Below are 24,672 nucleotides of genomic sequence, written 5' to 3'. Positions count from 1 at the left end.
AAAATGACCCGCTCAGAGCAGTGCGGTGACGTGGTGAGCAGCTCGTTCCAAGCCCGCAAAGGACTGTGACGTTGACAACGGGTGCAGCGCGTGCACGGCCAGCCGGAACAGCGTCGCGCGCACCAGGGCCTGTTCCCACTCGGCCTGGTGACTCCACCGGTGGAACAGCCCGGAGTCCGCGCCACCCCACGCGACGGCGTCCACCGCGACCACTGCGGCGGCCCACTCGGCGGGGCGCCAGTAGGCGGTGAAGTCGATGACGGCCGGCGGCGCGTTGCCCGCGAACAGCACGTTGCCGAACAGATCACCGTGCACGACCTGCGGCTTCAGGTTGATCGGCTTCTGCGCTTCCTTGAGCAGGTCGAACAGCCTGCCGCCGAGGTCGGCCTCGAGCGGCACGTCCTCCTCGCCCCACGCCTTGCGGTCGGCGACGGCGAACACGTCCGTGCGCGCGTCCAGGAACCGCGGCTTGGGCAGTTCCGCGGTGGCCTGGTGCAGGCGCTGCGCGACGGCGATGACCTCGTCGTGCCGCGCCTCGGCCCGGCCCGCGAGGAACTTCGTGGCGGACCAGCCGCCGACGACGTACCGGCCGTCGGTGGACCGCAGCGGTCGGCCGATGCGCAGGTGGTGGACGTCGAGGCCGTCGAGGGTCTTGGCGATCCAGGTGGCCTCGGCGGGCCGGGGGGACGGTCTGATCGTGGCGTCACCGCAACGCCAGGCGGGACCGCCGTCGATCAGCTCCGGCTCGGCGTCGCGTGCCCCGAACGCCGCACGCACGTGCGCTGGGGGCGGTTCGGGGGAGCGGGTCACGGTCGGGCACGCTACCTGCTTAGACCGTCCGGGTGGTGGAAGGCAGCACACCATGATTCGCGCCGCCACCCGAAAAGCCGAATGGCTGATGGGTGCTTTCGGGCGCTTGAGCACCCGAAAGCACCCGCCACGGCTAGTAGGTCGGCAGGCTGGGGTCGACCTCGCGGGCCCACGCCAGCACACCGCCGCCGACGTGCACGGCGTCGGAGAAGCCCGCCTTGTGCAGCGCCGCGAGCGCCTCCGCGGAACGGGCGCCGGACTTGCAGTGCAGCACCAGCGGCTTGTCCTGCGGCAGCTCCGCGAACGCCTCCCCGGACAGGATCCTGTCCTTGGGGATCAGCACCGAGCCCGGGATCTTCACGATCTCGTACTCGTGCGGCTCGCGCACGTCCACCAGCAGGAAGTCCTCACCGGACTCCTGCTTGTGCTTGAGCTCGAGCGGCGTGATCGTGTTGCCCGCGGCCGCCTGCTGCGCGTCCGTGGACACGACACCGCAGAACGCCTCGTAGTCGATCAGCTCGGTGATCTTCGGCGACTCCGGGTCCTTGCGGATCTTGATCGTCCGGTAGGACATCTCCAGCGCGTCGTAGACCATCAGGCGGCCCAGCAGCGGGTCGCCGATGCCCGTGAGCAGCTTGATCGCCTCGGTCACCATGATCGAGCCGATCGACGCGCACAGCACGCCCAGCACGCCGCCCTCGGCGCACGACGGGACCATGCCGGGAGGCGGCGGCTCCGGGTAGAGGTCGCGGTAGTTGAGGCCCTGGCCGTCCGGGGCGTCCTCCCAGAAGACGCTGACCTGGCCCTCGAACCGGAAGATCGAACCCCACACGTACGGCTTGCCCAGCAGCACCGCGGCGTCGTTCACCAGGTACCTGGTGGCGAAGTTGTCGGTGCCGTCGAGGATCAGGTCGTAGTCGCGGAAGATCTCCAGCGCGTTCTCTGAGTTGAGGTGCGTCTGGTGCAGGATCACCTTGACGAACGGGTTGATCTCGGCGACCGAGTCGCGCGCCGACTCCGCCTTCGGGCGGCCGACGTCGGACTGGCCGTGAATCACCTGGCGCTGCAGGTTCGACTCGTCCACGACGTCGAAGTCGACGACGCCGAGCGTGCCGACCCCGGCCGCGGCCAGGTACAGCAGTGCCGGGCTACCAAGGCCGCCCGCGCCGACGACGAGCACCTTCGCGTTCTTCAGCCGCTTCTGCCCGTCCACCCCGACGTCCGGGATGATCAAGTGGCGGCTGTAGCGCGCGACTTCTTCCTTGGTCAGCTCCGCGGCTGGCTCAACGAGCGGCGGAAGCGCCATGCTGGTCCTCCTCGACGAATGTCTCCGTGTCCGAGACAACGTCTACCCTGCCTCGACTCTTCCCCGTTGGAAAGCTGTCTCAGCCTGCGGGAAACGCGTTCGGCGTGCACACCTTGCCGTTGGCGGGAACGACGTCCTGGCCCGCGTTGAGCTGAGAGACGAAGTCGTTCGAGACGCCGAACGTCTGCTGCATCATCACGGGGGCGGGCGCGCCGTTCTCGGCGCAGGCCGCGTGGCCGCTGCCCAGGGCGTGACCGACCTCGTGGTTGATCACATACGTGCGGTATCCGGCCAGGTCAGGGCCGTAGACCATGGCGCCGCGCACCCAGCGGGCGACGTTGATGATCACGCGCTTGGTGCTGGGGTTCCAGCAGGAGGTCTCGAACGGGATCTCCTTGCCGCACAGCGTGTGGGTCGTCTTCGTCGTGGTCAGCGCCACGACGAAGTCCGGGTTCTGGTTCGCCTCGACCCGCTGCAACGCGACCTGCTTGGTGCCGATCCAGCTGCGCGGGTCGGACAGGATTCCGTCGATCGTGCGCGCGAACGCGGCCGGGTCGTCGTTGAAGTCGGCGGGCTTCACGCCGTCCTCGACGGCGATCGCGTACTTGCGGAACTTGGGCGCGTTCGCCTCGCCGACGCGCGGGCCGCCGCCGGCGATCACCTTGAACGTGCCGACGCCGTCCTGCGAGAAGTCCGGGCCGGCCGGCAACTCGGCGGTCGGGATCTTCAGGTCCGGTTTCTTGGCCGGCAGTTCGGAGGCGGGCGGCTCCTGCGTGGTCACGGGCGTCTCGGCGGCGTTCGTGCTGCCGCCGTCGCCGGTCGCGGGCGCCTTCGGCTGCACCGTGTCGAGCACCACCAAAGCCGTCAGCACGAGCAGGACCGGGATCGCGTAGATCCGCCAGCCGTAGTTGGCGACGAGCTTCTTGACACCACGACGTTTGCGCGGCCTTCGCAGGGCCTGCGTGCCGTCCGGCTCCCAGGCGGCCGCGAGCGGTTCCGCGCTGGTCCGGCGCTCGCCGCGACGGTAGCGGTCAGCGGGCGGAGCAGTACGTCCTCGCTCGGGGGCGCGATTCACGTGCTCCAGGGTCCCACACCCCCCGTTCGGCCGTCGTTCGTCACCATGAGTGCCGGTCGACCGCCTCCCACATGCCCAGCACGGCCCTCGCCACGGTGGCGGGCCGCTCCATCTGGGCGACATGGCCGGTCCTGGGAAGCACCAGCAGTCGTCCCTTGGGCAGCGACCGTGCCGTCCGCGGGCCCTTCCGCACGCTGACGAGCCGGTCGTTCTCGCCCCAGAGCACCAGCGTCGGCGCCTTGACCAGCGGGAGCAGCCGCCACAGCGACTTGGGCCCCGGCGTGAACCAGCTCTGCATCAGGCCGAACGTGCTGCGGTTGAGCGCCTGCCCCGCCCACTGCTGCCGGGCGCGCTCCTCGTTCTCCTTGATCGACTCCTCGATGCGGTGGTCGGGCACCACGCTCGGGTCGGCGAAGCACAGCTCCAGCATCTGCTTCGTGCGCTGGTGCGCGGACAGCTTCGCGAGCTCACGACGCACCCTGGCCCCGACGATCGGCAGGACGGCGAGCGCCATCCGCGGATCGGACATGCGGTCGAGGCGTGGCCTGAGGTCGGGCACGGCCGGCGAGACCAGCGTCAGCGTCTTCACGAGATCCGGCCTGCTCGCGGCCACCATGACGGAGATCGCGCCACCCATGGAGTTGCCGAGCAGGTGCACGGGCTGTGAGAGCGTTTCCAGGTACTTGATCACCGTGCGGGCGTGCGTGGCGAGACTGAAGTCGTAGCCGGGAATCGGCTCGGACCGGCCGAACCCGGGCAGGTCGATCGAGTAGCCGCTGACGTGGTCCTTCAGCTGCGCCGCGAGATCTGTCCAGTTCGTCGCGGACCCGCCAAGCCCGTGCACGTACACGGCCGGCGGCCCGTCGCCCGGAGTGACCCTCACGTGCACCTCGTGGTCGTCTACCTGGTGAAACTCGCCGGGCCACGGCGTCTGGGACTTGTCCAACGGCGGCAGCTCGACGGTGGACAACGGGGCGGGATTGATGGTGCTCACCGGACCAGGATGCGGGAAAGAACGCTCAGATGGTTCCCGGAAGTCGGCTACCAGCGAGTAAGGTTGCGCTCAGCCTCGGTCTGGCAACCCCTGTCCGCGGCCGGATCACTCGTGCTGGAGGCACCATGACGGAGACGGCGCAGAGCGCACCCGCAGGCAGGGGCGTTCGACTGCCGCGCACCGCCCGCCGCGCGCAACTGCTGGCAGCGGCGCAGGACGTGTTCGTCGCCAACGGCTACCATGCCGCGGCGATGGACGAGATCGCCGAGCGTGCGGGCGTGTCCAAGCCGGTGCTGTACCAACACTTCCCGGGCAAGCTGGAGCTCTACATGGCGCTCCTCGAGTCCCATGTGGACGAGCTGGTCGGCCGCGTGCGCACCGCCATCGGTTCCACCACGGACAACAAGCTCCGCGTCCGCGCCGCCGTGGCCGCCTTCTACGACTTCGTGGACGGCGAGGGCCAGGCGTTCCGCATGGTGTTCGAGTCGGACCTGCGCTCCGAACCGGCCGTGCAGTCGGCCGTGGAACGCGCGACCACCGACTCCGTGGACGCGATCACCGACACGATCACCGCGGACGCGGGCCTGGACGAGGAGCGGGCTCGCCTGCTGGCCGTCGGCCTCGTCGGGCTGTCCCAGGTCACGGCACGGTCGTGGCTCGCGGACAACCGCCGTGTGCCCAAGGAGGACGCCGTCGCGCTGATCTCCAACCTGGCCTGGCGCGGCATCGGTGGCGGTTTCCCGCTCCAGCACTGATCCCAACGAAAAGGGCCCGCGAGTGCGGGCCCTTTTCTCACATCAGCGCGGCTATTCGTCTCGCCACGTCCTCGGACCGTTCCAGCGGCAACATGTGCCCGGTCTTGGGATAGATCACGAACTGCGCGCTCGGCAGCGCCTCGGCCAGCACCTGTGAGTGCCGCATCGGTGTGAGCACGTCCCACGACCCGGCCATCACGACCGTGGGGATGTCCGACAGCACCGCGAGCGCTTCCCGCCGCTGGTGCAGCGTCAGCTCCTCGCGGATCCCGACGAACGCCTCACCGGTCGTGTTCCCTGCCATCGCCGCGGCCGCGCGCACGTCGGCCCACCGCGGCCGCCGCCCGAACGTCATCCGCAGCCCCGGGGTGATCACGCGGCCGAACCCGACCTTCGGCCGCCGGGCCAGCCATCGCCCGGCGAGCCGCTCCGCCCAGAGCTGCTGGGGCAGGTTGCCGCACGACGTGGCGATCAACGCGACCCCGGACACCCGCGCGAAAAGCTCGGGCCGCTGCTCGGCCAGCGCCATGATCGTCATGCCGCCCAGCGAGTGGCCGGCCAGCACGATCCGCCCGGACGGAACGCATTCCTCCAGCACGGCGGCCAGGTCGTCGGCCAGCTCCGAGATCGTCCCCGCACCCGAAGACCCACCGTGACCGCGCACGTCGTACCGCACCACCCGGCCAGGCAGTGCGGCGGCGACGCGGTCCCAGGTGGTCAGGTCCATGGTCCACCCGTGCAGCAGAACCGCGGTCGCGCCGGAGGACGAAGGCCCCGACGTGACGACGTTCAGCCGATCAAGAACGAGCGACGCCATGAGCGCATCCCCGGCCTTCCCACGAGTCCGGCCTCGTCCAGGAACGTCATGATCCGCTCGCCGGACCAGCGAATGGTCTCCTGGAACCGCTCGTTGCCCAGCGCCTGGCGGTGGGCCTCGCGCACGTCGAGCCCGACGGCGGCGTACGCGGCGGGGTTGATGATCGCGCGCGTGATCATCATCGACACGTACCCGACCAGCCACTTCTGGTACGGCATCTCGTAGCCCTTGAGCTCCGACATCCCGCGCAGCAGTTCCTCACGCGCGAACCGCACGTGCCGGGCCTCTTCCAGCACGTGGATCCGGTTCACCATCCGCACGAGCGGCTGGATGGTGTCGTCGGTCATCGCCTCGCGCTGCAGCCGGTCGAGGATCTCCTCCGCGACCAGGATCGAGCCGTACATCGCGGGGCCGTAGCCGATGATCGGCAGCAGCTTGCCCATGCGGTGCGTGTGGCGAGTGGGCCCGTAGGCCGGGCAGCCGATCCGTTCGACCAGGCGCGCGAACATCGTCGAGTGACGGCACTCGTCGGCGACCTCGGTCAGCGCGTACTGGGCGTGCCGCGTGGTCGGGTCGGTGTTGTAGACGACCTTCACCAGCATCTGCATGAGCAGCAGCTCGAACCACAGGCCGACGGACGCGATCGACGCCAGCTCGTGCTTCGACAGCTCGACGCGCTGCTCCTGCGAGAGCGTGTCGTAGAGAGGCGTGCCGTAGAGCGAAATGCGCTGTTCAGGGATGTAGAAGAGCCCGTCGACCAGAGGTGCGGACCAGTCGATGTCCACCTCGGGGTCGTAGAACTTCTCGGCGGACGACTTGAGGAGCCGTTCCGCTGTCTTCTCCCGATCGGCGACCCTCATCGGTTGCCCTCCCCGGTAAGTGTTACTTGAGGTAACGGTTACTTCTGGTAGCGTGCGTCACATGGCACGTACTGTCAAGGGGCCGGACGCGCGACGTGAGCGGTGGAAGGGTCACCGCGAGCAGCGCAGGGCGGAGTTCGTGGAGGCCACGATCGCCGCCGTGGCCAAAAAGGGCCCGGACGTCGGCATGGACGACGTGGCCGCGGAGGCCGGCGTCAGCAAGCCCGTGCTGTACCGGCACTTCACCGACAAGTCCGACCTGTACCTGGCAGTGGGCCAGAAGGCCACCGAACTGCTGATGGACCGGATGGGTCCCGCGCTCGCCGCGGACGGGCCGATCCGCGACCGCATCGAACGGATCGTGGACGCCTATCTGTCCGTGATCGAGGACAACCCGAACCTCTACCGGTTCGTGGTGAAGGGGTCCTTTGTGGACCGCCCGGTCGAGAAGGACGTGGTGCAGGAGGACAAGGACCTCATCGCGACCACGCTCGCCCGAATCCTCGGCGAGTACATGCGCGCGTTCGAGATGGACTCCGGCGGCGCCGAGCCGTGGGCGCACGCGCTCGTCGGCATGGTGCAGAACGCGGGTGACTGGTGGCTCGACCGCCAGACCATGTCCCGCGCGAACCTGAGCAGCTACCTCGCGACGATCATCTGGCACGCCATCGACGGGCTACTGCGCTCGGCCGGCGTCCAGGCAGACCCGGCAATGCCACTCACGACCCCTCTCCGATTGGTGGACTGATGAGCGAGCACGACGAAGAGGGCTACAGCGGCGAAGCCACCCTCGTTTTCGGTTCCGACGAGGTCGCGGTCGAGGTCGAACTGCGGGGCTACTTCCAGCCGATCGACGGCCGCTACCACTGGTACGGCCGCGTGAAGAAGAACGACGACGTCACGAACCGTGTCGAGGCAGGCGCGCGGACCGCGCTGCTGCGCACCCCCACCGGTGAGGCGGAGGGGACGCTCAACGACCCCGACCCGTGGGGCCGTTACCGGGTCGGTGGCATCTCCACTCCGCCGTACAAGATCGAAGAGCCGGCCGAGCACTAGGGTCGCCCACGAGAAAGGCCCCGGTCGCGATGACCGGGGCCTTGCTCAGTTCTGCCGACTCAGGCGCCGAACCCGACCTTGCGCGAGTCCTGCGGGCCGATCTCCACGTACGCGACGCGGCCAGCGGGCACGACGAACCGCGCACCCTTTGCGTCCACCAGCGTCAGCACGCTGGACTTGCCGGACACCGCGTCCGCAACCAGAGTCTCGACCTCGGACGGGTTGAGTTCACTGGTCACGACGAGTTCGCGCCCGCTGTCCGCGACGCCGATCCTGACCTCCACGCTGACCTCCGTGCTCAAGAGAAAAATCTGATCCCGAGCCTACCCAGTGCGGCGACCACAATCACCGACAGACGCTCCCGGTGTTCAGCAGGGCACCTCGCGGTGTCGACCCCCGCCCCCCATATGCCCGATATGGGGGCGGGGGTCGACACCGCGATGCACCCGTCTGACCAGCGGGAATCGCCTGCCGGTGGTTAGTGGTCGCCGCACTAGCCCAGACCGAGCTGCGTCATGCGCCGCGCGTGCGACTGCTGGAGCCGCCGGAACAGCTGACCGATCCCGGCGAGGTCTCCCGAGCCCCGGATGATGAGCTCGGAGAGGCCGTCCCGCTCCGCCACCACGTACTGGGCCTGCGTCAACGCTTCTCCGAGCAGCCGCCGGCCCCACAGCGCCAGCCGGTCGCGCACCCGCGGATCGGACTCGACGGCGGCCAGGACTTCGCGTTCAGCGAACGCCGAGTGACCCGTGTCGGCGAGCACGTGGAGCACCAGCTCCTTGGTCGGCGCGTCCAGCCACTCCGCGATCTCGCGGTAGAAGTCGGCCGCGAGCCCGTCGCCGACGTACGCCTTCACCAGCGACTCGAGCCACGACTTGGGGCTCGTCGACTCGTGGAACGCGTCGAAACCCTTCACGAACGGCGCCATCGCGTCCTCGACGGTGATGCCCTCGGCGGCGAGGTGCTTCTGCAGCAGCGTGAAGTGCCCGATCTCGGCCGCGGCCATCTGCGCGAGAGCCGCACGCCCCGCCAGTGTCGGCGCCGAACGCGAGTCCTCCGTCATCCGGTCGAAAGCCGAGAGCTCGCCATATGCGAGCGCTCCCAGAAGATCGACAACACCCTCCGCAACACCCATGAGGGCAAGCCTAGTGGTCAAATGTGTCTTGCCAGGTAGAATGAGGGAGGACGCCCGGCGTGACGAGTGTGACGACCACGCTGCGCGGCGCAGAAATGGTGCGCGTACACCTTTCCCGCAGCTGCTCATCGAGCGCGGTCGAGAGGCCCGGCCAGGGCTCGTACGCGCTTGGTACGAGAGAGGCTGATCACCCTGACCGCTGAAGTAGAAACACATCTGGACCCGGTTCTCCTGGAACACAGCGAGGCCGGAGTTCCCGAAGAAGACACGTCGCACCCGTTGCTGGCAGACGCCCCGGTGCAGTCCGAATCCCCCACGTTCGCCGAGCTCGGCGTGCGTCACGAGATCGTCAAGGCGCTCGGCGAAGCCGGCATCGAGCGCACCTTCGCCATCCAGGAGCTGACGCTCCCCATCGCTCTCGCCGGTGACGACCTCATCGGCCAGGCACGCACCGGCATGGGCAAGACCCTCGGGTTCGGCGTGCCGCTGCTGCACCGCGTCGACCTGCCCGGCGACGGCACTCCGCAGGCCCTTGTGGTCGTGCCCACCCGTGAGCTGTGTCTCCAGGTCTCGCACGACCTCACCGACGCGTCGCGCCACCTCGGCGTGAAGGTCGCCGCGATCTACGGCGGCATTCCGTACGAGCGGCAGATCGCGCAGCTCCGCAAGGGCGCCGATGTCATCATCGGCACGCCCGGCCGCCTGCTCGACCTGGCCGAACAGCGCCACCTGGTGCTCGGCAAGGTCCGGATGCTGGTGCTGGACGAGGCCGACGAGATGCTCGACCTGGGCTTCCTGCCCGACATCGAGCGCATCCTGAACATGGTCCCCGACGAGCGGCAGACGATGCTGTTCTCGGCGACGATGCCGGGCCCGATCATCACGCTGGCCCGCACGTTCCTGAACCAGCCGACGCACATCCGTGCCGAGGAGAACGACGCAGGCCAGACGCACGAGAACACCTCGCAGTTCGTCTACCGGGCGCACTCGATGGACAAGCCGGAGATGCTGGCCCGCGCGCTGCAGGCCCGCGACCGAGGCCTGACGATGGTTTTCGCGCGCACCAAGCGGACCGCGCAGAAGGTCGCCGACGACCTGACCGAGCGCGGGTTCGCCGCGGCCGCCGTCCACGGTGACCTGGGCCAGGGCGCGCGTGAGAAGGCGCTGCGGGCGTTCCGCGCCGGCAAGGTCGACGTGCTGGTCGCCACCGACGTCGCCGCGCGCGGCATCGACATCGACGACGTGACGCACGTCATCAACTACCAGTGCCCCGAAGACGAGAAGACGTACGTGCACCGCATCGGCCGCACGGGCCGTGCCGGACGCACGGGTGTCGCCGTCACGTTCGTCGACTGGGACGAGACGCACCGCTGGAAGTCTCTCAACGACATCCTGGGCCTCGGCCAGCCGTTGCCGGTCGAGACGTACTCCACGTCCGACCACCTGTTCGCCGACCTGGGCATCCCGTCCGGTTCCACGGGCCGGTTGCCGCTGAGCCACCGCACCCGCGCGGGCCTCGACGCCGAAGAGGAGGAGAAGCTCGACACGGGCAAGCGCAAGCGCCGCAGCACCAGCAGCGGTAGTAGCAGCAGTCGTCGTACGGGTTCCTCCCCCGCCGGTGCCGAGCAGGCGCCGGAGGCGAGCGAGGAGACGAGGCCGAAGCGGTCCCGCTCGCGCACGCGCAGCCGCGCCGGCGTGACGCCCGAGGGCGAGCAGACGCAGGCCGCTCCCGAAGCCGCCGAGAAGTCCGCCTCGGACAAGCCGCGCAGGCGTCGGCGTCGCCGAAGCTCTGCCGAACAGGCCGCTCCTTCGGCAGACTGATCACATGTCGTCCCCCGGTTCCGACGTCACCGACGTCGAGGACGTCCTCGACGAGCCCGCGCACGAGGCCGCACCCGTCGCAGAACGTCCTCCCGCCCGGTCCTGGCGCACCCGCGCCGACTTCATCGCGATCGCGCTGATCGCGGTGGTGTCGGTCACGGCGTCCGTGCTGACCTGGGCTTTCAGCGATGCTCGTGCCACGACGTCGGTCACCGGGCCGTCGTCGTGGGAGCAGCTGCCCGAAGTGACCTCGCTGCCTCCGTCGCTCGCCGAGGTGTGGCGGGCGAAGAGCGGCGCCTCGCTGTCACCCGCGGTCGTGCAGACCGCGGTGAAGGACACGGGCGAGGAGAAGCCGTCGACGGTCGTGACCGGCGACGGCGGCGAGGTCAACGGGCGCGACCCGCTGACCGGTGACGTGCGGTGGACGTACAAGCGCGACCTGCCGCTGTGCGTGGTGAGCACGGGCTGGGGCCGGGCGATGGCCCTGTACTCAAAGGGCACGAACTGCTCCGAGCTCACCTCGCTCGACGGCGTCACCGGCGAGCGGCGGGCACAGCGCAACGGCGACGCGGAACCGGGCACGGCACTGCTCAACGAGGGTTCGCACCTGATCACCACCGGCTCGAAGTTCGTCGAGGTCTACCGGCGCGACGACCTGGTGCGCTCGCTCGAGTACGGCGGCCTGCGCGCGATCGTGAACCCGAACAAGCAGCCTCGGGCCGGCTGCACGTACGGCTCGGTCGCCGTCACCTCCGGCAGGTTCGCGATGGTCGAGCGCTGCCCCGACGACGCGTCGGACCGGCTGACGATCCTCAAGCCGAACCCGGACAAGTCCGACGAGCCGAAGGTGTTCGGCAGCCCTCTCACCGGCGCGAAGAACGTGCAGGTCGTGGCTGTCACCGAGAAGCTCGTCGCGGTGGCGGCGCCCGCCCCGAGCCGGTTGCTGATCTTCGACGCGGAGACCGGCAACCAGGTCGGCGAGGCACCGCTCGACATCCCCGAAGCCGACTTCACCGACCCGCCGAACCACGTGGCACGCGTCTTCACGACGAAGACGAATGCCTTCTGGTTCACCGGTTCCCGCACGGTCGCGCTGTCGCTGGAGACTCTCACTCCACTGTGGACCGCCGAGGGCACGCTGGGCGCCGGTACGACGCTCGCGGGCCGCGCGGTCATCCCGGTGAAGGAGGGCCTGCGGGTGTACGAGCAGGCCACCGGCGCGGTCGTGGGCACGATCCGGCTGAACCGCGAGGGCCACACAGGCCCTGTGCAACTCGCCACAGCCGGTCCCGTCGTGCTCGAGCAGCGTGGCGAAACCCTGGTCGCGCTGAGATAGTTCAGCTCGTGTACTCGCAGATCAGCCCTAACCGGGCGCAACGCGTCGACCTCCCGGGCCGCTACGGCACGATCGCGGCGCTGCGCGCGCCCGCGCTGGGTGATGACGCGATGCGCACGACCGTGCTGCTCGTGCCGGGCTACACGGGTTCCAAAGAGGACTTCGCGCCGATGATCGACCCGATCGCGGACGCGGGTTTCGAGGTAGTCGCGATCGACCTGCCGGGCCAGCAGGACTCGCAGGGCCCGGACGACGAGGCGCTGTACCGGCCCGGTCCGCTGGGCTCGGTGCTCGCCGAGCTGATCGGGAAGATCGCGGCGGACGGCCGCAAGGTGTTGCTGCTCGGCCATTCCTACGGTGCTCTGGTGTCACGGGCGGCGGTGTTCGCGGGGGCCCCGCTCGCGGGGCTCACGCTGCTGTCGTCGGGTCCGTCCGAACTGCCCTCGGGGGATCGCCGCACGGTGCTGGAGGTCGGCGAGCACGTGCTGGCCGAGCAGGGCGTCGAGGGCACCCAGAGGCTGAACGAGCTGCGGTCGCAGCAGAACCCGGCGTACGCGGTGCTCCCGCAGGAGCTGAAGGACTTCTACCGCAACAGGTTCCTCAAGTCGCAGGCCGCGGCGTTGCTCGGCATGGCCAACGGCCTGCGCTACGAACCGGACCAGGTCGCGAAGCTGGCGCGCGCGTTGCGTTCGTCCGGCACGCCCTGTCTGGTGGTGTGCGGCGACGCGGACGACGCGTGGACGCCCGCCGCCCAGCGTGACATGGCGGAGCGGCTGGACGCGGACTTCGCGGTGCTGCCCGGCGTGATGCACTCGCCGAACACCGAGGCGCCGCTGGACCTCATCGCCACGCTGCTGCCGACGTGGCGGGCCTGGCTGACTTCCTGACGTCAGGACAACAGCACCGCGGTGCTTCGGAGCTGTCCGGTGTGGACGTGCACTGCGTGCTGAAACCGCACACCTAGGGTCTGTATCGAAGTCTCGTTCGATGAGAGTCGCGCCTGAGGTGGTTCCTGGTGGTGCGGCCGAATGGCCCGCATACCGGTGTTGTATGTGGGTCGTTCGGCCGTGCCGCCAGGGGCCGCGTCAGGCCCGGCTATCGCGAACACGGACTTCGATACAGACCCTAGGCCCACCAGAAGGTCCACAGCGTCGCGGCGCTCACCACGAACACCGCCAGCGACGCGACCGGCGCCTTCCAGTCCGCGTACCGGTCAGCCACGATCTGCCCGCCGACCACGAGCAACGCCGCCACCACGTGCGCGACGACGGACAACGTCCCAGGTCCGGGCAGATCACGGGAGTTCGCGTAGAACTGGACGCCGATGTTCCCCAAAGCGAGCAGCACCATGCCCACCGCGAGCACTCCGCTCACGGCGCGCAGAAATCCGTAGGTCCGCGACGGTCGCTTTGCTGCTTCCACGTCCACTCCCGCCACCCTACGGGTCCACGGATGCGCGGGCAGTCACGGCCCGGAAGCCCTGACACCGGCTTACGGCAAAAGTCGCACTCCAGGCACCCTTATGGAGCCAGCAACGCCCAAGGGTCCAGCGAGGGCGCCGCCGCCTGCCCCTCGGCGCAACTCCGCCGGAAGTCGCACCACTGGCACTGCCGCCCGGTCACCGCCGGGAACAGGACCTCCTGGTCCCCACCGGCCTTCAGGGTCTCCGTGGCCAGGTCGATCTCGTCCGCGGCCTCCTCCGCCCGCCGGACGTGCCGTGCCAGCGACTCCTCCGTGTGCTCCCAGACCGCGATCGACCCCGACGGCAGGTGGTGCAGCTCGACCTTGCGGCACGGCTTGCGCAGCGTTCGCCGGGCCGCGAGTGCGTACAGGGCCAGCGCCTGCGAGCCGCGGGCGTCGTCGGACGTCAGGACGTGACGACCGGTCTTGTAGTCGACGATGACCAGTTCGCCGTCGCGGTAGTCGATGCGGTCGACCCGGCCCTCGGCCACGATGCGGTCGGTCGGCGACGACACCCAGCGCTCGACGCCCAGCGGTTCGAAGTCGACGTCCAGCGATGAGACGTACTCGTGGACCCAGCTTTGGGCTCGGCCGCGGTACTCGGCGGCCTGGTCGACGTCGCGGAAGCCCTCGGACTTCCACTGCCGGTTCAGCAGCGCCACGGCCTGGTCCGGCGTGCGGCGGTCGGGAGGCAGGTCGAACAGGGCCTTCAGGGCGTTGTGCACGACAGCGCCCAGCGTGTTGTGCGCCCACGCACCGCCTCGTGGAGGCGAGGGACGGTCGAGGTACGTCATCCGGAAGCGGCGTGGGCAGCTCGTCCACGTCGACAGCTTCGCGGGCGTGACGCGCACCAGCCGACGTGGTGCGGCAGTGCCGAAGTCGAAGCCGAGTTGTTCCACCCGAACCAAGTTACTCAAGCACCCTGACAGAAAATGAAGGGCATGGAGATCTGGCACAACCCGCGCTGCTCCAAGAGCCGCGCCGCCAAGCAACGCCTCGACGACGCCGACATCGACTACACCGAACGCCGCTACCTCGACGACGCCCCATCAGCCGAAGAGCTCGACCACGTCCTGAAGCTGCTCGGCAAAGAGCCGTGGGAGATCGCGCGCACCAAGGAAGCCGCCTACCCGAAGCTGCTCGAACACGACCGCGCGAAGTGGATCGCGCACATGGTCGCCAACCCGAGCCTGATCGAGCGCCCGATCATCATCGACGGCGACAAGGCCCACATCGAGCGCTAGACGCCCGAAGAGATGAAGCCCTGCACGGACGACGCGACGAGTTGCACGGCGATCGCGGCCAGCAACAGACCGGCGATCTTGGCCATGAGCAGGATCCCGCTCTCCTTGAACACCTTGATCAGCAGGCCGGCGGACCGCAACGTCCCCAGCAGCACGAGGTGCACGGCCACGATCGCCGCGGCCAGGGCGAGATAGGAGCCCCAGTCGCCGTTCGCCTGACGCACGAACACGATGGTCGCGGCGATGGCACCAGGACCGGCGAGCAACGGCGTTCCCAGCGGCACCAGGGCGATGTTCACGTCCTCGACCTCGGGGTGGTTGGTCGCGCCCTTGCCCGTGAGCAGGTCCAGCGCGATCAGCAACAGCAGCAACCCGCCCGCGCCCTGCAGGGCGGGGATGCCGATGTGCATGTACGCCAGGATCGAGTTGCCGGCCACCGCGAACAGCGTGATCACCAGGAACGACACCAGCACGCCCTGCCGCGCCGCCTGTTTGCGGGCCTCGCGCGACTTGCGGCCGACCAGTCCGAGGAAGACCGGCACGGTCCCGGGAGGGTCCATGATCACCAGCAGCGTGATCGAGGCCTCGATGAAGAGCCGCAGGTTGAACACGAGAACACCGCCCTATCCCACGAGGATCTTGCAGCCTGTCGCCCTCTCGGCCAGAGCATCCAGCATCTCCGGCGCCGTCGTCTCCGCGCCGAGCCGCACCGTCTTGTTGGTGCCGTGGTAGTCACTCGACCCGGTGACGATCAGGCCCAGCGAGTCCGCCAGCGTTCGCAGCGACCGCCGCGTCTCCTGGTCGTGGTCCGGGTGGTCCACCTCGACGCCGAAGAGGCCGGCGGCGGCCAGCGAGCGCACGACGGAGGGTGCCACGACGGGGCCGCGGGAGCGGGCGAAGGGGTGGGCCAGCACGGTGACGCCGCCGGCCTCGGTGATCATCTCGATCGCGCGCTCGACGGGGGTGTCGGTGCGGCCGACGTAGTACTGGCCGCCGGTCAGGAACGTCGCGAACGCCTCGTCGACCGACGCCACCACCCCGGCGCGGATCAGCGCCTGGGCGAGGTGCGGGCGTCCGGCCGGCGCGTCGAACGGCAGGCGGGACATCAGGTCGACCGGGTCGATCGGGAACCCGTCGGCCTGCATCATCTCGGCCATCTTCTGCAGCCGCGTACGCCGTTCCTCACGCAGGCGCGACTGCTCCTTCATCAGCATGACGTGCGTCGGGTCGTACAGGTACGCCAGCAGATGAACGGTGATGGTGCGGCCGTAGCCGTCGGCCGAGGAGCACGACAGCTCGGCGCCGCGCACCAGCCTCAACCCGGACGGCAGCGCCGCCTCGGCCTCGGCCCATCCGGCCGCCGTGTCGTGGTCGGTGATCGCCACCGCGTCGAGTCCTGCGAGGGACGCCGCCCTCACCAGGTCGGCGGGGCTGTCGGTGCCGTCGGACTCGGACGAATGGGTGTGCAGATCGATGACCACGTCGTCCAGTGTGGACGACGTGGCGAACGACCTGTGTTACGGGACCATCTTCTTCCCGCGCGCGGCGCGCTGGGCCTTGATCATCGAGAACCGCTCGGCCTGCGCCTTCTTGTCACCGAAGGTCAGCTCCGAGATGGCGTCGTAGACCTCTTCGGGGTTCGGCAGGAACTCCAGGCGGTTCAGCGCCTGGATCTGCCCCGCCGACTCCACGATGAGCGTGCCGTAGCCGAACATGCGTCCGCCCACGGTGCGCTCGTAGGTGAGGTCGGTGACCTTGGTGACGGGCATCATCGCGACCTTGGTCTCGAAGACGCCCGACGTCAGCATGAAGCGCTTGTCGGTGACGACGATGCGCTCCACCCACCACTCGATGATGAAGTACGCCACGCGCAGCAACACCAGCAGCGCCCCGTACCAGAGCACGTTCTGGATCACGCCCGCGTCCGCCGGGAGCAGGTAGGAGATCATCATGAAGCCGGCGAGCAGCGCCGCCGCCTCCAGGACGTCCCAGATCAGGTAGGACCAGTGCCTGCGCACACGGATGACCCGACGCTCGCTCGGGAGCAGATAGTCGTCCGGATCACGTGGTGCGAACATGCGCTACCAGCCTTTCCTGGTACCAGGCAGTGCCCTGTCTGACCTGCTCCCGCCACCCGGCAGGTGGCTGGTACCAGACTAGAAGACGGAGCGCACGAACGTGATGAGCGCCTCGGCCGCGGTCCGCAGCGAGTTGAGGATGTTCTGCACGAGTTGAGCCGCCTGCTGAGGCTCCGCGATCAGGAAGAACAACAGCAAGGCGATTCCAGCGAAAGTGAGAATCTTCTTCAAGTTCACGGTGTCCACCCCGTCCGCGTCGCACCCGTTTGGCGCCGTTCGTGACCGTTCTACAGCACAGTTCGGCACCTTGGGAGATTTGTACCGCAGCCGGGGTAGCGGACAGCACCGCCGATCCGGTGTGACTACGCTTCGTGATCGTGACGCCCAGCAGCAAGCGCACGATCCGTTGCGTCGGAGCCGTCGTTCATGACTCGAACGGGCGACTACTGCTCGTGCGACGCGCCAATCCACCAGGTGAGGGCCTGTGGTCGATACCAGGCGGGCGCGTGGAGCCGGATGAGACGGATGAGGCGGCCGTGACTAGGGAACTAGCCGAGGAGACGGGACTCTCCGTCACCGTCGGCCGCCTCGTCGGCCACGTGGAGCGACCGGCCCCGAACGGGGTTTTCTTGATCTTCGACTACGAATGCCAGGTCACGTCAGGTGTGCTCCGAGCGGGCGACGACGCATCGGATGTCGCTTGGGTCGACCGTGCGACCTTCGACACACTTCCGACCACCTACGGGCTCGTGGAAGCGCTCTCTGGCTGGAACTGCCTGCCCAGGGCCTGATCAGGGTTCACGCGTTCGGGGCGGCCGATCAACGCCAAACGAGACGTTGCCCGTGGGCCTCGGTGGTCGCCAGAGTGGTCGTCTCCACGCCTGACTCACCGACACGGATGAGCCGCAGCTCACCGGCCTCGTGCGCGGCCCACCAGACAGGTCTGCCCAAAGCCGACAATGCGGGCACGAGGTCGAGGCCGGACCCGCTCGTGATGACGACGAGCGGCGCGTCGATCGGCTCGACCGCCTTGGCGAGGTCCGCGACCGGGTCCCCGGTCACCAGGCGCGGCGGGTTCTTGCGCAGCACCCCGCACGCCACCCCGAACAGGCGCAGCCGCTCCGGCTGGTCCGCCCACACGCACGCTTCCAGCCACGCGTAGGCGTCCTCGTCGGCCAGATCGGCGGGCGCCACCCCGATGCCCGCCTTCGCGGCCACCTTGATCGTCTTGGGCAGCTTCGGCAGCGCGGCGCCGGGTGCGAGCTCCAACGAGCAGTGCAGCCCCAGCGCGGCCTTGGCCGGTCCGGCGACGAGCTGGCCGGCCTCCGCGGTCTGGTAGCGGTACGAGTACTGGTCGAGCCCGAGCAGCAGACCGGCCGTCGTCGCGGCCTCCACGAGCCCGATCGGCCCGCCCGCCTGCTTCGCCGCGACCGCGACGGCCGGGTAGAGCAGGGCCGCGCGCCGCACCTCGTTGGTCTGGATCACCTGCGAGCCCACCAGGGCCCGCACGCGGTCGCCGCGCTCCAGCAGGAAGTCCCGGAACAACGGCCAGGTGCTCTCGTCCGCGCCGTACGTCCCGCCGAGCGACGGGTAGTAGTTCGAGAGCCGGTGGAACGGCTCGGCCTGCACCAGCCGGTGCGCCGCCGCCAGCAGGAGTTCGCCCGTGGCGTTGTCCTCGCTGGCGGCGGTCAGCAGGTCGGCGACCTCCGGATCGGCGGCAGCACGCGACGCGAGGTGCTCGTAGAGCGGCGAGACCGCTGCGGCCTCCTCGGCGAACGCGCGCAGACGTTGCTGTGCCAGATCCAGAGACGTCACGTCACTTCCCCAAATTAGTTGGATACCGGTTCAGGGCGTCCTGGCTGCTCGCCACCGCGGGCGTCACCGTAGGACTGCTTCGGCACCATGACCTTGCGCCTGAAGATGCACACGACCGTGCCGTCCTGCTTGTAGCCGCGAGTCTCCACGTAGACCACGCCCCTGTCGTCCTTCGACTTGGACGGCGTCTTGTCGAGCACCTCGGTCTCACCGTAGATCGTGTCACCGTGGAACGTCGGCTTCACGTGCCGCAGCGACTCGATCTCCAGGTTGGCGATCGCCTTGCCGGAGACGTCGGGCACGGACATGCCCAGCAGCAACGAGTAGATGTAGTTGCCGACGACGACGTTCTTGCCGAAGTCCGTCGTGTTCTCCGCGTAGTTCACGTCCATGTGAAGCGGGTGGTGATTCATCGTGAGCAGACAGAACAGGTGGTCGTCGTACTCCGTCACCGTCTTGCCAGGCCAGTGCTTGTAAACCGCTCCGACCTCGAACTCCTCGTAGTACCGACCGAACTGCACCGCGCCTCCAACTACGTGTGATCGAGATCTGACTCAGGTGGGGAGACAGTCTTTACGCGGAGGGGGTACCCTCGGCAACCGGTGTGTGAGGATTTCCACCACCAGTGACTTCGCCCCGAGGAGGTGAGGACCCCTAAATGAGCAAGGACCCCCACCCTGCCAGTACCAAGCGCGTCCTCACCGAGGTGGCCTGCTAGATCGTTCTAGTTCGCTGAGTCTCCACCGGTAGGGCGCCCGTCGTGCTTCTCGTGCACTTCGACGACGTGTGGCCCTGGAGGAACTCACCATGCCCAGCCTGCCCTCGATCCGCGGACGCGGCGCTCAGCAGCGCCCGACGCCGCACATCTCCGTGCCGTTGTCGCACTACGTGGTCGACTGCGCGGTCTACGTCGATGGCAAGCGCTTGCCTGGCCGCTGGACGCACACCGACGCCGTCAAAGAGGTGCGCAAGCGCAAGGACGGGTTCGTCTGGATCGGCCTGCACGAGCCGGATGCCGAGCAGATCGAGGGCATCGCGGAGACGTTCGGGCTGCACGAGCTCGCGGTCGAGGACGCGGTGCACGCGCACCAGCGCCCGAAGCTCGAACGGTACGACAACTCGCTCTTCATGGTCTTCAAGACCGTTCGCTACGTGACCAACGAGTCCCCCGACACCGCCAACGAGATCGTCGAGTCCGGCGAGATCATGGTGTTCCTGGGCAAGGACTTCGTCATCACCGTGCGGCACGGCAACCACTCCGGGCTCTCCAAGCTGCGCCACGAGATGGAGGACGACGCGGAGCGCCTGGAGGTCGGCTCGTCCGCGGTCCTGCACGCCATCGCGGACCACGTGGTCGACAACTACCTCGACGTCACCGCGCGGATCGAAGCCGACATCGACACGATGGAGGAGCGGATCTTCGCGCCGCGCAGCCGGGTCAGCGCCGACCAGATCTACATGTTCAAGCGCGAGGTGCTTGAGCTGCGCCGCGCGGTGATGCCGCTCGCGAACCCGTTGCGCCGCTTGGCGGAGGGCTACACGCCGCTCATCCCCGAGCAGGTGCGCTCGTACTTCCGCGACGTCGACGACCACCTCACCGAGGTGTCCGAGCGGGTGACCGCGTTCGACGAGTTGCTGACGACGCTGGTCGACGCGACGCTCGCGAAGATCACGCTGCAGCAGAACACCGACATGCGCAAGATCACCGCGTGGGTGGCGATCATCTCGGTGCCGACGATGGTCGCCGGCATCTACGGCATGAACTTCGACTTCATGCCCGAGCTCAAGATGAAGTACGGGTACCCCGTGGTGATCAGTGTGATCCTCGTGGCGTGCCTGACCCTCTATCGAATACTGCGACGAAATCGCTGGCTGTAGGTCCCGGTTTCACCCGCGATGTTCGTACGGAGGCTTTGCCATGACCAGAATGCTCACCAACATCAAGTTCTGGATCCTCGCGTTCCTGCTCTGCTGGATCACCACCGTGTTCGTGCTGATCAGCGGAACGCCGTGACGTGCACCGCCAACTGACCAACCTGCGGTTCTGGCTGATGGTGTTCGCCGTCGGCTGGCTGCTGGCGGTGGTCGTCCTCATCGCGCGCTGGCCGGAGCCGGGCGCGGAAACGCCGGACGAACTCGCCGCCGAGGTGACGAACGCGTTGCGCGCACACGACTTCCACCAGCTGGAGCCGCTGCTGGCGGTCGGCGGCGAAGACGTCGCGAAGGCGACCGCGGACCAGTTCCAGACCGCACAGGTGGAACGGGGCGTCTACCGCGACGGCGCCATCGTCGTCGAGTACACGCACGACGGCGTCCGCGCGGAGTTCCGGCTGCCCGTGGAGATGCAGGACGGCCGGTACGTGGTGAACCCGGTCGTCATTCCCAAGGGGTGACGTCCCAGGTGAACGGCGTGCCGTGGCCCGCGCCGTGGCCGAGGTTCAGCGAGATCCCGGCCGGCCAGAGCTTGAGCAGCAGTTCGAACCGGTAGCCGTCGTCGGTGCGGCGAGGCTCGAAGACCAGCAGTGCCAACGGTGACAAGGGTGTCGCCTTCGCGGCCGCGTCCGCCAGCACGGCCCTGCCCATCGCCCGGTCCGCGGGCGAGACGTACTGCCACACCACGGAATGCCACACGACGGTGAGCACGTCCCGTTCGGCCCGGGCGAGCTGGTGCGCCAGCCACTCCGGGCCGGTCGACCGGTCGACCCGGACGGGGTCGGTGGCGGCGAGGTCCAGCGCGTCTCGCAGGCGGTTCCACCTCTCCAGCTGATCCGCCCAGACGAACGAGCTCAGGTGCAGCCGTCCGTCCTCTGTGGACACGTCGACCGGGGCGGGGTCGCAGCCCGCCCTGCCGACGACGCGCAGCCGGTGGCTCAGATCGGCGGGCGGCCTGCCGGTCCACTCCGGGTCGAGGACCAGGAGGCTGTCCGGATCGCCGAGAACCGTGTCCGGTAGCTGGTAGCCGACGTGGTGCGGGCGCAGGTTGAGCCCGCCGCTCGCGCCGACCTCCAGCAGCCGCACGCAGAACGGCACGTGCCGGCCGGCGGCCTTCGCGGCCTCCTGCGCGGCGACCATCAGGCCGCCGTAGAGGGGCGCGCTGCGGCCGGGTTCGTTGGTCTGCACGACAGTGGCCAGGACGCGTTGCCTCAGGACGTCGGCGTGCGCGTTGAGAGCGGGCAGCGCGTCCTCCCACAGCGTCGGCAGGTGGGGCTGGCCGCCGACGGACGGGTAGTGCTTCGCGAGGCCGGGTGCGCGTCCTTCGAGCACGAGCCGGTGGACAGCGCCCGCGAACCGCAGCCCGGGCACGGTGCCCTCCCGGTCGCATTCGGAGCCGGCCATGATTTTGGCCGTGACACCGCCCTGCCGGAGGTCGTCGGCAGCGTCGGTGAGGAGTCGCTGGGTCAGCGGACTGCGGTCGCGGCATCCGTCGGCGGCCGCGGCGAACAGCTCGGCAAGCACGGTGAACACGCTAATGGCAGCGCTGTCCCGCGTCATGTGGAGACGGTGTTCAATTTCTTGGCACTCATTAGGCTGCTGGGATGGCTCGGATTCTGGCTGTCGCGGACGAGGTGGTCGAGCAGCTGTGGACCGATCAGGTGCACCAGCACTCGGACGTCGACCTGATCGTCGCGGCGGGCGACCTGCCGTTCGACTACCTGGAACACCTGGCCAACGCCCTGGACAAGCCGCTGGTGTTCGTCCCCGGCAACCACGACACCGACCTGTCGGGCTACTCGAACGTGCGTGGCCTTTGGACCAAAGCGGGCGTGCCGGTGCGCTGGCCAGGTCCAGCCGGTGCGGTGAACGCGGACGAACGCGTGGTCGATGTCGCCGGCCTGCGGATCGCCGGTCTCGGTGGTTCGATCCGCTACAACAAGGGCCCGAACCAGTGGACGGAACGGCAGCAGGCCCGCCGCGCCCGCCGGGTGTCCCGGCTCGCCGGGTGGCGCAGGCTGCGGGACGGACGTGGCGTGGACGTGCTGCTGACCCACTCACCGCCGTTGGACTGCGGCGACGAACCCGACGCGCCGCATCGCGGTTTCGACTGTTTACGTGGACTTGTCTCACGGTTGCAGCCCTCGTTCATGCTGCACGGCCACATTCATCCGCACGGCGTGCCGCGCCCAGACCGTTCGTTGGGCGCCACACGCGTGATCAACGTCGTTCCACAGAAGGTGCTTGAGATCTCGGGAGGGCGAGATGAGACGTGACACCGGTTTTCCCGTGGCCGACGCCGAGAGCGACTTCCTGCGCGCTCGCCGCCGTCAGGTGATGTCGCGTCTCGCGGCCTGGCTGCGCCGCGAGCCCGACGACGTGAACATCATGCTGCCGTTCCACGAGGTCGTGGGCGCCCTGGGCATGGCATCGGAGAAGCGCCTGGGCCTGCAGTCGATCCGCCTGGACTCGATCGTGGGCAGCGTCGACCGCACCCGCGACTTCGACCGCCGCTTCCGCCCGACCTCCGGACGCGTCCGGGAGCGCTGGCAACGACTGGCCCTGGCCGCCCGCCGCGGCGAGAGCGTGCCGCCGATCGAGGTGTACCGGGTCGGCGAGCTGCACTTCATCATCGACGGCCACCATCGGGTGTCGGTGGCGCACGCGATGGGCCTGGAGGTGATCGACGCGTACGTGACGCAGGTGATCACCCGGATCAACTCGTCCGGCATCCGCTACCGCGGCGACCTGATCGTGAAGGACTACCGGCGCCTCTTCCTGGACCGCGTCCCCCTGGGCGGCGAGGCCCGCGCCGCCGTGGTGCTGTCCGACCCGTGGCACTACGCCCAGCTCGGCGAGCACGTCGAGGCGTGGGGGTTCCGGCTGATGCAGGACAGCGGCCAGTTCCTGGACCGCCCCGAGGTGGCGCGCCGCTGGTACGCCGACGAGTACACGCCGGTCGTCGCGATGCTGCGGCAGGCCGACATGATCGGCGACCGCACCGAGACCGAGGCGTACATGTGGGTCGCGGCCGAGCGGTACCGGCTGATCCGCACGCACCGATGGGACGCCGACGTCATCAACGCCGTGCGCGAGGAAAGTCAGTCGCACGGCCGAGGCCCACGCGTCTAACCAGACGCCTCTGTACCGATCACCGGGGCGCCACCCGCGGCCCGTCCGCGTCCGGCAGCGGCCGCGCCTGGTCCAGCACCTCGTCGGTGTACTTGTCGAGCAGCCGCGTGCCGATCTGCTGCGCGTACCCGAAGATGACCGCCCACAGCAGCAGGGCCGCCGCCGACGGGATGCCGATCAGCCCGCTGGTGACCCCTGCTCCCAGCGCCAGGATGCCGACCACCGCCAGTGCCGCGCCGAGCATGATCTTGATCAGTGCCTGGTACCCGATCATCACGTACGGCGAGAGCGATGGCCGGCGGCGTAAGAGCAGCACCACGGCGGCCAGCACCGCGCCGAACGACCCGAGCACCTGCACCAGCCACACGTCCACACCGGACGCCTTCGCCGTGCCGCCGGGGCAGACGGTGGGCAGCGCGTTCTCCTTCGGGTCGACGCACAGCGGGATCATGCCGGGCTTCACGATGCCGACGACACCGAGAACCGTGTTGATCACGAACAGCACAAGCGACGCGGCGATCAGCTTGTTACGCAACGCACGCGAGCCGGCATGCGCGAAGTCCGAGTTGTCATACGCCGCCCGCAACGCGTCCACCACGATCGCGCGCTCGACCGCGGGCGTGAACTCCCCCGGCCGCAACTCCTCCAGGGCGCGGCGGCGCGGATCATCGTCGTCCAGGTACTGCGCCACCCGCGCCCGCAGACCAGGTAACCGCCCCAGGAACCCGCGCTCGGCCGAGATCGTGGCCACCTCGGCCTCGTGCAGGGCGCGCCACGCACGTTCGATGTGCCAGCCCGACCACCACGACGGCAGCATGCGCCACCACGGCTCGCGGGCGTTGAGCATCGCCTCGACCACGGAGGCCTGCGTCTCGGCCGTGCGACGCCACACGTCGCCCTCGGGATCGACCGGATCGGACGGGCCGAGGGCAGCCAGATCCGCGCGGACCCGGTCCAACCGGGACTGCACGACGAGTCGCCAGTCGGTGACTCTGGGTTTGCGCTCGGCCATGCCCCGATGGTGACAGGAGGGTCCGACAATTTC

30 protein-coding genes are annotated in these 24,672 nt (G+C 68.9%); 12 read left to right on the top strand and 18 right to left on the bottom strand.

Features of this window, described 5'->3' with window-relative positions; all coding sequences use genetic code 11:
• Positions 1 to 12 precede the first annotated feature (12 nt).
• The 4 genes from IG04_RS0134475 to IG04_RS0134460 all read right to left on the bottom strand — a co-directional run bounded on the left by IG04_RS0134475 (position 13) and on the right by IG04_RS0134460 (position 4,185).
• Positions 13 to 810, bottom strand: coding sequence for a TIGR02569 family protein (locus tag IG04_RS0134475; protein WP_245816652.1), 798 nt, complete (start codon positions 808 to 810; stop codon positions 13 to 15).
• Positions 811 to 943: 133 nt separating this feature from the next.
• Entirely contained in the window at positions 944 to 2,116 is a 1,173-nt protein-coding gene (gene moeZ, locus IG04_RS0134470; RefSeq protein ID WP_030480928.1) for an adenylyltransferase/sulfurtransferase MoeZ, read from the bottom strand.
• 79 nt (positions 2,117 to 2,195) lie between these two features.
• On the bottom strand, positions 2,196 to 3,191 hold the full coding sequence (locus IG04_RS0134465) for a DUF3152 domain-containing protein (RefSeq protein WP_245816653.1): 996 nt from the start codon (positions 3,189 to 3,191) through the stop codon (positions 2,196 to 2,198).
• Between the two features lie 40 nt (positions 3,192 to 3,231).
• Positions 3,232 to 4,185: an alpha/beta fold hydrolase gene (locus IG04_RS0134460; RefSeq protein ID WP_036016520.1), complete on the bottom strand. Its 954-nt coding sequence runs from the start codon at positions 4,183 to 4,185 to the stop codon at positions 3,232 to 3,234.
• 125 nt (positions 4,186 to 4,310) lie between these two features.
• On the opposite strand from IG04_RS0134460, the gene IG04_RS0134455 reads away from it, so the two are divergent.
• Positions 4,311 to 4,940 (top strand): TetR/AcrR family transcriptional regulator, encoded by a 630-nt coding sequence (locus IG04_RS0134455; protein WP_030480925.1) that lies wholly within the window; start codon positions 4,311 to 4,313, stop codon positions 4,938 to 4,940.
• A gap of 37 nt (positions 4,941 to 4,977) precedes the next feature.
• On the opposite strand, the gene IG04_RS0134450 is transcribed toward IG04_RS0134455, so the two are convergent.
• Positions 4,978 to 5,757: an alpha/beta fold hydrolase gene (locus IG04_RS0134450; protein ID WP_030480924.1), complete on the bottom strand. Its 780-nt coding sequence runs from the start codon at positions 5,755 to 5,757 to the stop codon at positions 4,978 to 4,980.
• Positions 5,730 to 6,617, bottom strand: coding sequence for an AurF N-oxygenase family protein (locus IG04_RS0134445; protein WP_030480923.1), 888 nt, complete (start codon positions 6,615 to 6,617; stop codon positions 5,730 to 5,732). The genes IG04_RS0134450 and IG04_RS0134445 overlap by 28 nt, the downstream gene beginning before the upstream one ends.
• 61 nt (positions 6,618 to 6,678) lie before the next feature.
• Between IG04_RS0134445 and IG04_RS0134440 the strand changes: the two genes are divergently transcribed.
• Together IG04_RS0134440 and IG04_RS0134435 are read left to right on the top strand one after the other, a co-directional pair.
• Positions 6,679 to 7,365, top strand: a complete 687-nt coding sequence (locus IG04_RS0134440) for a TetR/AcrR family transcriptional regulator (protein ID WP_144065635.1) — start codon at positions 6,679 to 6,681, stop codon at positions 7,363 to 7,365.
• Complete coding sequence (locus IG04_RS0134435) at positions 7,365 to 7,673, top strand: DUF4873 domain-containing protein (protein WP_030480921.1); 309 nt, start codon at positions 7,365 to 7,367, stop codon at positions 7,671 to 7,673. The genes IG04_RS0134440 and IG04_RS0134435 overlap by 1 nt, the downstream gene beginning before the upstream one ends.
• Positions 7,674 to 7,732: 59 nt before the next feature.
• On the opposite strand, the gene IG04_RS0134430 is transcribed toward IG04_RS0134435, so the two are convergent.
• Together IG04_RS0134430 and IG04_RS0134425 are read right to left on the bottom strand one after the other, a co-directional pair.
• The gene (locus IG04_RS0134430; protein WP_030480920.1) at positions 7,733 to 7,957 is read right to left on the bottom strand and encodes a DUF3107 domain-containing protein; all 225 of its coding nucleotides are present in this window, start codon (positions 7,955 to 7,957) and stop codon (positions 7,733 to 7,735) included.
• 209 nt (positions 7,958 to 8,166) lie between these two features.
• A complete protein-coding gene (locus IG04_RS0134425; protein ID WP_030480919.1) occupies positions 8,167 to 8,808 on the bottom strand; it encodes a ferritin-like fold-containing protein in 642 nt (213 codons plus the stop codon).
• Between the two features lie 168 nt (positions 8,809 to 8,976).
• Here IG04_RS0134425 and IG04_RS0134420 point away from each other — a divergent pair, with 168 nt between their 5' ends.
• From IG04_RS0134420 to IG04_RS0134410, 3 genes are read left to right on the top strand one after another with little or no spacing between them, the layout of a single operon-like run.
• The gene (locus IG04_RS0134420) at positions 8,977 to 10,629 is read left to right on the top strand and encodes a DEAD/DEAH box helicase (RefSeq protein ID WP_051771266.1); all 1,653 of its coding nucleotides are present in this window, start codon (positions 8,977 to 8,979) and stop codon (positions 10,627 to 10,629) included.
• A gap of 4 nt (positions 10,630 to 10,633) precedes the next feature.
• Positions 10,634 to 11,965 carry an Rv3212 family protein gene (locus IG04_RS0134415; protein WP_030480917.1) on the top strand — a complete coding sequence of 444 codons (1,332 nt, stop codon included), beginning with the start codon at positions 10,634 to 10,636 and terminating at the stop codon, positions 11,963 to 11,965.
• A gap of 8 nt (positions 11,966 to 11,973) precedes the next feature.
• A complete protein-coding gene (locus tag IG04_RS0134410; RefSeq protein WP_030480916.1) occupies positions 11,974 to 12,852 on the top strand; it encodes an alpha/beta fold hydrolase in 879 nt (292 codons plus the stop codon).
• A gap of 238 nt (positions 12,853 to 13,090) precedes the next feature.
• Here IG04_RS0134410 and IG04_RS43230 read toward each other — a convergent pair whose 3' ends face one another.
• Together IG04_RS43230 and IG04_RS0134400 are read right to left on the bottom strand one after the other, a co-directional pair.
• The gene (locus IG04_RS43230) at positions 13,091 to 13,387 is read right to left on the bottom strand and encodes a hypothetical protein (protein ID WP_144065636.1); all 297 of its coding nucleotides are present in this window, start codon (positions 13,385 to 13,387) and stop codon (positions 13,091 to 13,093) included.
• A 98-nt stretch (positions 13,388 to 13,485) separates the two neighbouring features.
• Positions 13,486 to 14,325 (bottom strand): RecB family exonuclease, encoded by an 840-nt coding sequence (locus tag IG04_RS0134400; protein WP_030480914.1) that lies wholly within the window; start codon positions 14,323 to 14,325, stop codon positions 13,486 to 13,488.
• 33 nt (positions 14,326 to 14,358) lie between these two features.
• Between IG04_RS0134400 and IG04_RS0134395 the strand changes: the two genes are divergently transcribed.
• The gene (locus IG04_RS0134395; RefSeq protein WP_245816654.1) at positions 14,359 to 14,670 is read left to right on the top strand and encodes an ArsC/Spx/MgsR family protein; all 312 of its coding nucleotides are present in this window, start codon (positions 14,359 to 14,361) and stop codon (positions 14,668 to 14,670) included.
• On the opposite strand, the gene IG04_RS0134390 is transcribed toward IG04_RS0134395, so the two are convergent.
• The 4 genes from IG04_RS0134390 to IG04_RS47360 form a co-directional block, all read right to left on the bottom strand.
• Positions 14,667 to 15,281 carry a MarC family protein gene (locus IG04_RS0134390; RefSeq protein ID WP_030480912.1) on the bottom strand — a complete coding sequence of 205 codons (615 nt, stop codon included), beginning with the start codon at positions 15,279 to 15,281 and terminating at the stop codon, positions 14,667 to 14,669. The two genes, IG04_RS0134395 and IG04_RS0134390, sit on opposite strands and share 4 nt — an antisense overlap.
• Positions 15,282 to 15,293: 12 nt before the next feature.
• A complete protein-coding gene (locus tag IG04_RS0134385; protein ID WP_030480911.1) occupies positions 15,294 to 16,151 on the bottom strand; it encodes a PHP domain-containing protein in 858 nt (285 codons plus the stop codon).
• Positions 16,152 to 16,187: 36 nt separating this feature from the next.
• Positions 16,188 to 16,748: a PH domain-containing protein gene (locus IG04_RS0134380; RefSeq protein ID WP_030480910.1), complete on the bottom strand. Its 561-nt coding sequence runs from the start codon at positions 16,746 to 16,748 to the stop codon at positions 16,188 to 16,190.
• Positions 16,749 to 16,826: 78 nt separating this feature from the next.
• Positions 16,827 to 16,985, bottom strand: coding sequence for a hypothetical protein (locus tag IG04_RS47360; RefSeq protein WP_169746024.1), 159 nt, complete (start codon positions 16,983 to 16,985; stop codon positions 16,827 to 16,829).
• Positions 16,986 to 17,119: 134 nt separating this feature from the next.
• Here IG04_RS47360 and IG04_RS0134370 point away from each other — a divergent pair, with 134 nt between their 5' ends.
• Positions 17,120 to 17,539, top strand: a complete 420-nt coding sequence (locus tag IG04_RS0134370; RefSeq protein ID WP_420864961.1) for an NUDIX hydrolase — start codon at positions 17,120 to 17,122, stop codon at positions 17,537 to 17,539.
• A 28-nt stretch (positions 17,540 to 17,567) separates the two neighbouring features.
• Here the strand turns inward: IG04_RS0134370 and IG04_RS0134365 are convergent, their stop codons facing one another.
• Positions 17,568 to 18,563, bottom strand: coding sequence for a DUF2332 domain-containing protein (locus tag IG04_RS0134365; protein WP_030480908.1), 996 nt, complete (start codon positions 18,561 to 18,563; stop codon positions 17,568 to 17,570).
• A 14-nt stretch (positions 18,564 to 18,577) separates the two neighbouring features.
• The gene (locus IG04_RS0134360) at positions 18,578 to 19,084 is read right to left on the bottom strand and encodes a MaoC family dehydratase (RefSeq protein ID WP_030480907.1); all 507 of its coding nucleotides are present in this window, start codon (positions 19,082 to 19,084) and stop codon (positions 18,578 to 18,580) included.
• A gap of 286 nt (positions 19,085 to 19,370) precedes the next feature.
• Here IG04_RS0134360 and corA point away from each other — a divergent pair, with 286 nt between their 5' ends.
• Both corA and IG04_RS0134345 read left to right on the top strand, forming a co-directional pair.
• Positions 19,371 to 20,441 carry a magnesium/cobalt transporter CorA gene (gene corA / locus IG04_RS0134355; RefSeq protein ID WP_030480906.1) on the top strand — a complete coding sequence of 357 codons (1,071 nt, stop codon included), beginning with the start codon at positions 19,371 to 19,373 and terminating at the stop codon, positions 20,439 to 20,441.
• A gap of 137 nt (positions 20,442 to 20,578) precedes the next feature.
• Entirely contained in the window at positions 20,579 to 20,956 is a 378-nt protein-coding gene (locus IG04_RS0134345) for a hypothetical protein (RefSeq protein ID WP_030480905.1), read from the top strand.
• Here the strand turns inward: IG04_RS0134345 and IG04_RS0134340 are convergent.
• A complete protein-coding gene (locus IG04_RS0134340; RefSeq protein WP_030480904.1) occupies positions 20,940 to 22,019 on the bottom strand; it encodes a DUF2332 domain-containing protein in 1,080 nt (359 codons plus the stop codon). The genes IG04_RS0134345 and IG04_RS0134340 overlap by 17 nt on opposite strands.
• 80 nt (positions 22,020 to 22,099) lie before the next feature.
• Here IG04_RS0134340 and IG04_RS0134335 point away from each other — a divergent pair, with 80 nt between their 5' ends.
• Together IG04_RS0134335 and IG04_RS0134330 are read left to right on the top strand one after the other, a co-directional pair.
• Positions 22,100 to 22,771 carry a metallophosphoesterase family protein gene (locus tag IG04_RS0134335; protein ID WP_030480903.1) on the top strand — a complete coding sequence of 224 codons (672 nt, stop codon included), beginning with the start codon at positions 22,100 to 22,102 and terminating at the stop codon, positions 22,769 to 22,771.
• Positions 22,761 to 23,627 carry a ParB N-terminal domain-containing protein gene (locus IG04_RS0134330; RefSeq protein ID WP_030480902.1) on the top strand — a complete coding sequence of 289 codons (867 nt, stop codon included), beginning with the start codon at positions 22,761 to 22,763 and terminating at the stop codon, positions 23,625 to 23,627. Before IG04_RS0134335 ends, IG04_RS0134330 begins: the two co-directional genes overlap by 11 nt.
• A 19-nt stretch (positions 23,628 to 23,646) precedes the next feature.
• Here IG04_RS0134330 and IG04_RS0134325 read toward each other — a convergent pair whose 3' ends face one another.
• On the bottom strand, positions 23,647 to 24,639 hold the full coding sequence (locus IG04_RS0134325) for a hypothetical protein (RefSeq protein ID WP_036016515.1): 993 nt from the start codon (positions 24,637 to 24,639) through the stop codon (positions 23,647 to 23,649).
• Between the last annotated feature and the right edge of the window lie 33 nt (positions 24,640 to 24,672).

It is taken from the genome of Lentzea albidocapillata, from assembly GCF_000719115.1.
Taxonomy (GTDB): Bacteria; Actinomycetota; Actinomycetes; order Mycobacteriales; family Pseudonocardiaceae; genus Lentzea; species Lentzea albidocapillata.
The sequence above is the reverse complement of the archived record's forward strand: the minus strand, read 5'-3'. Positions and strand labels throughout refer to the sequence as shown.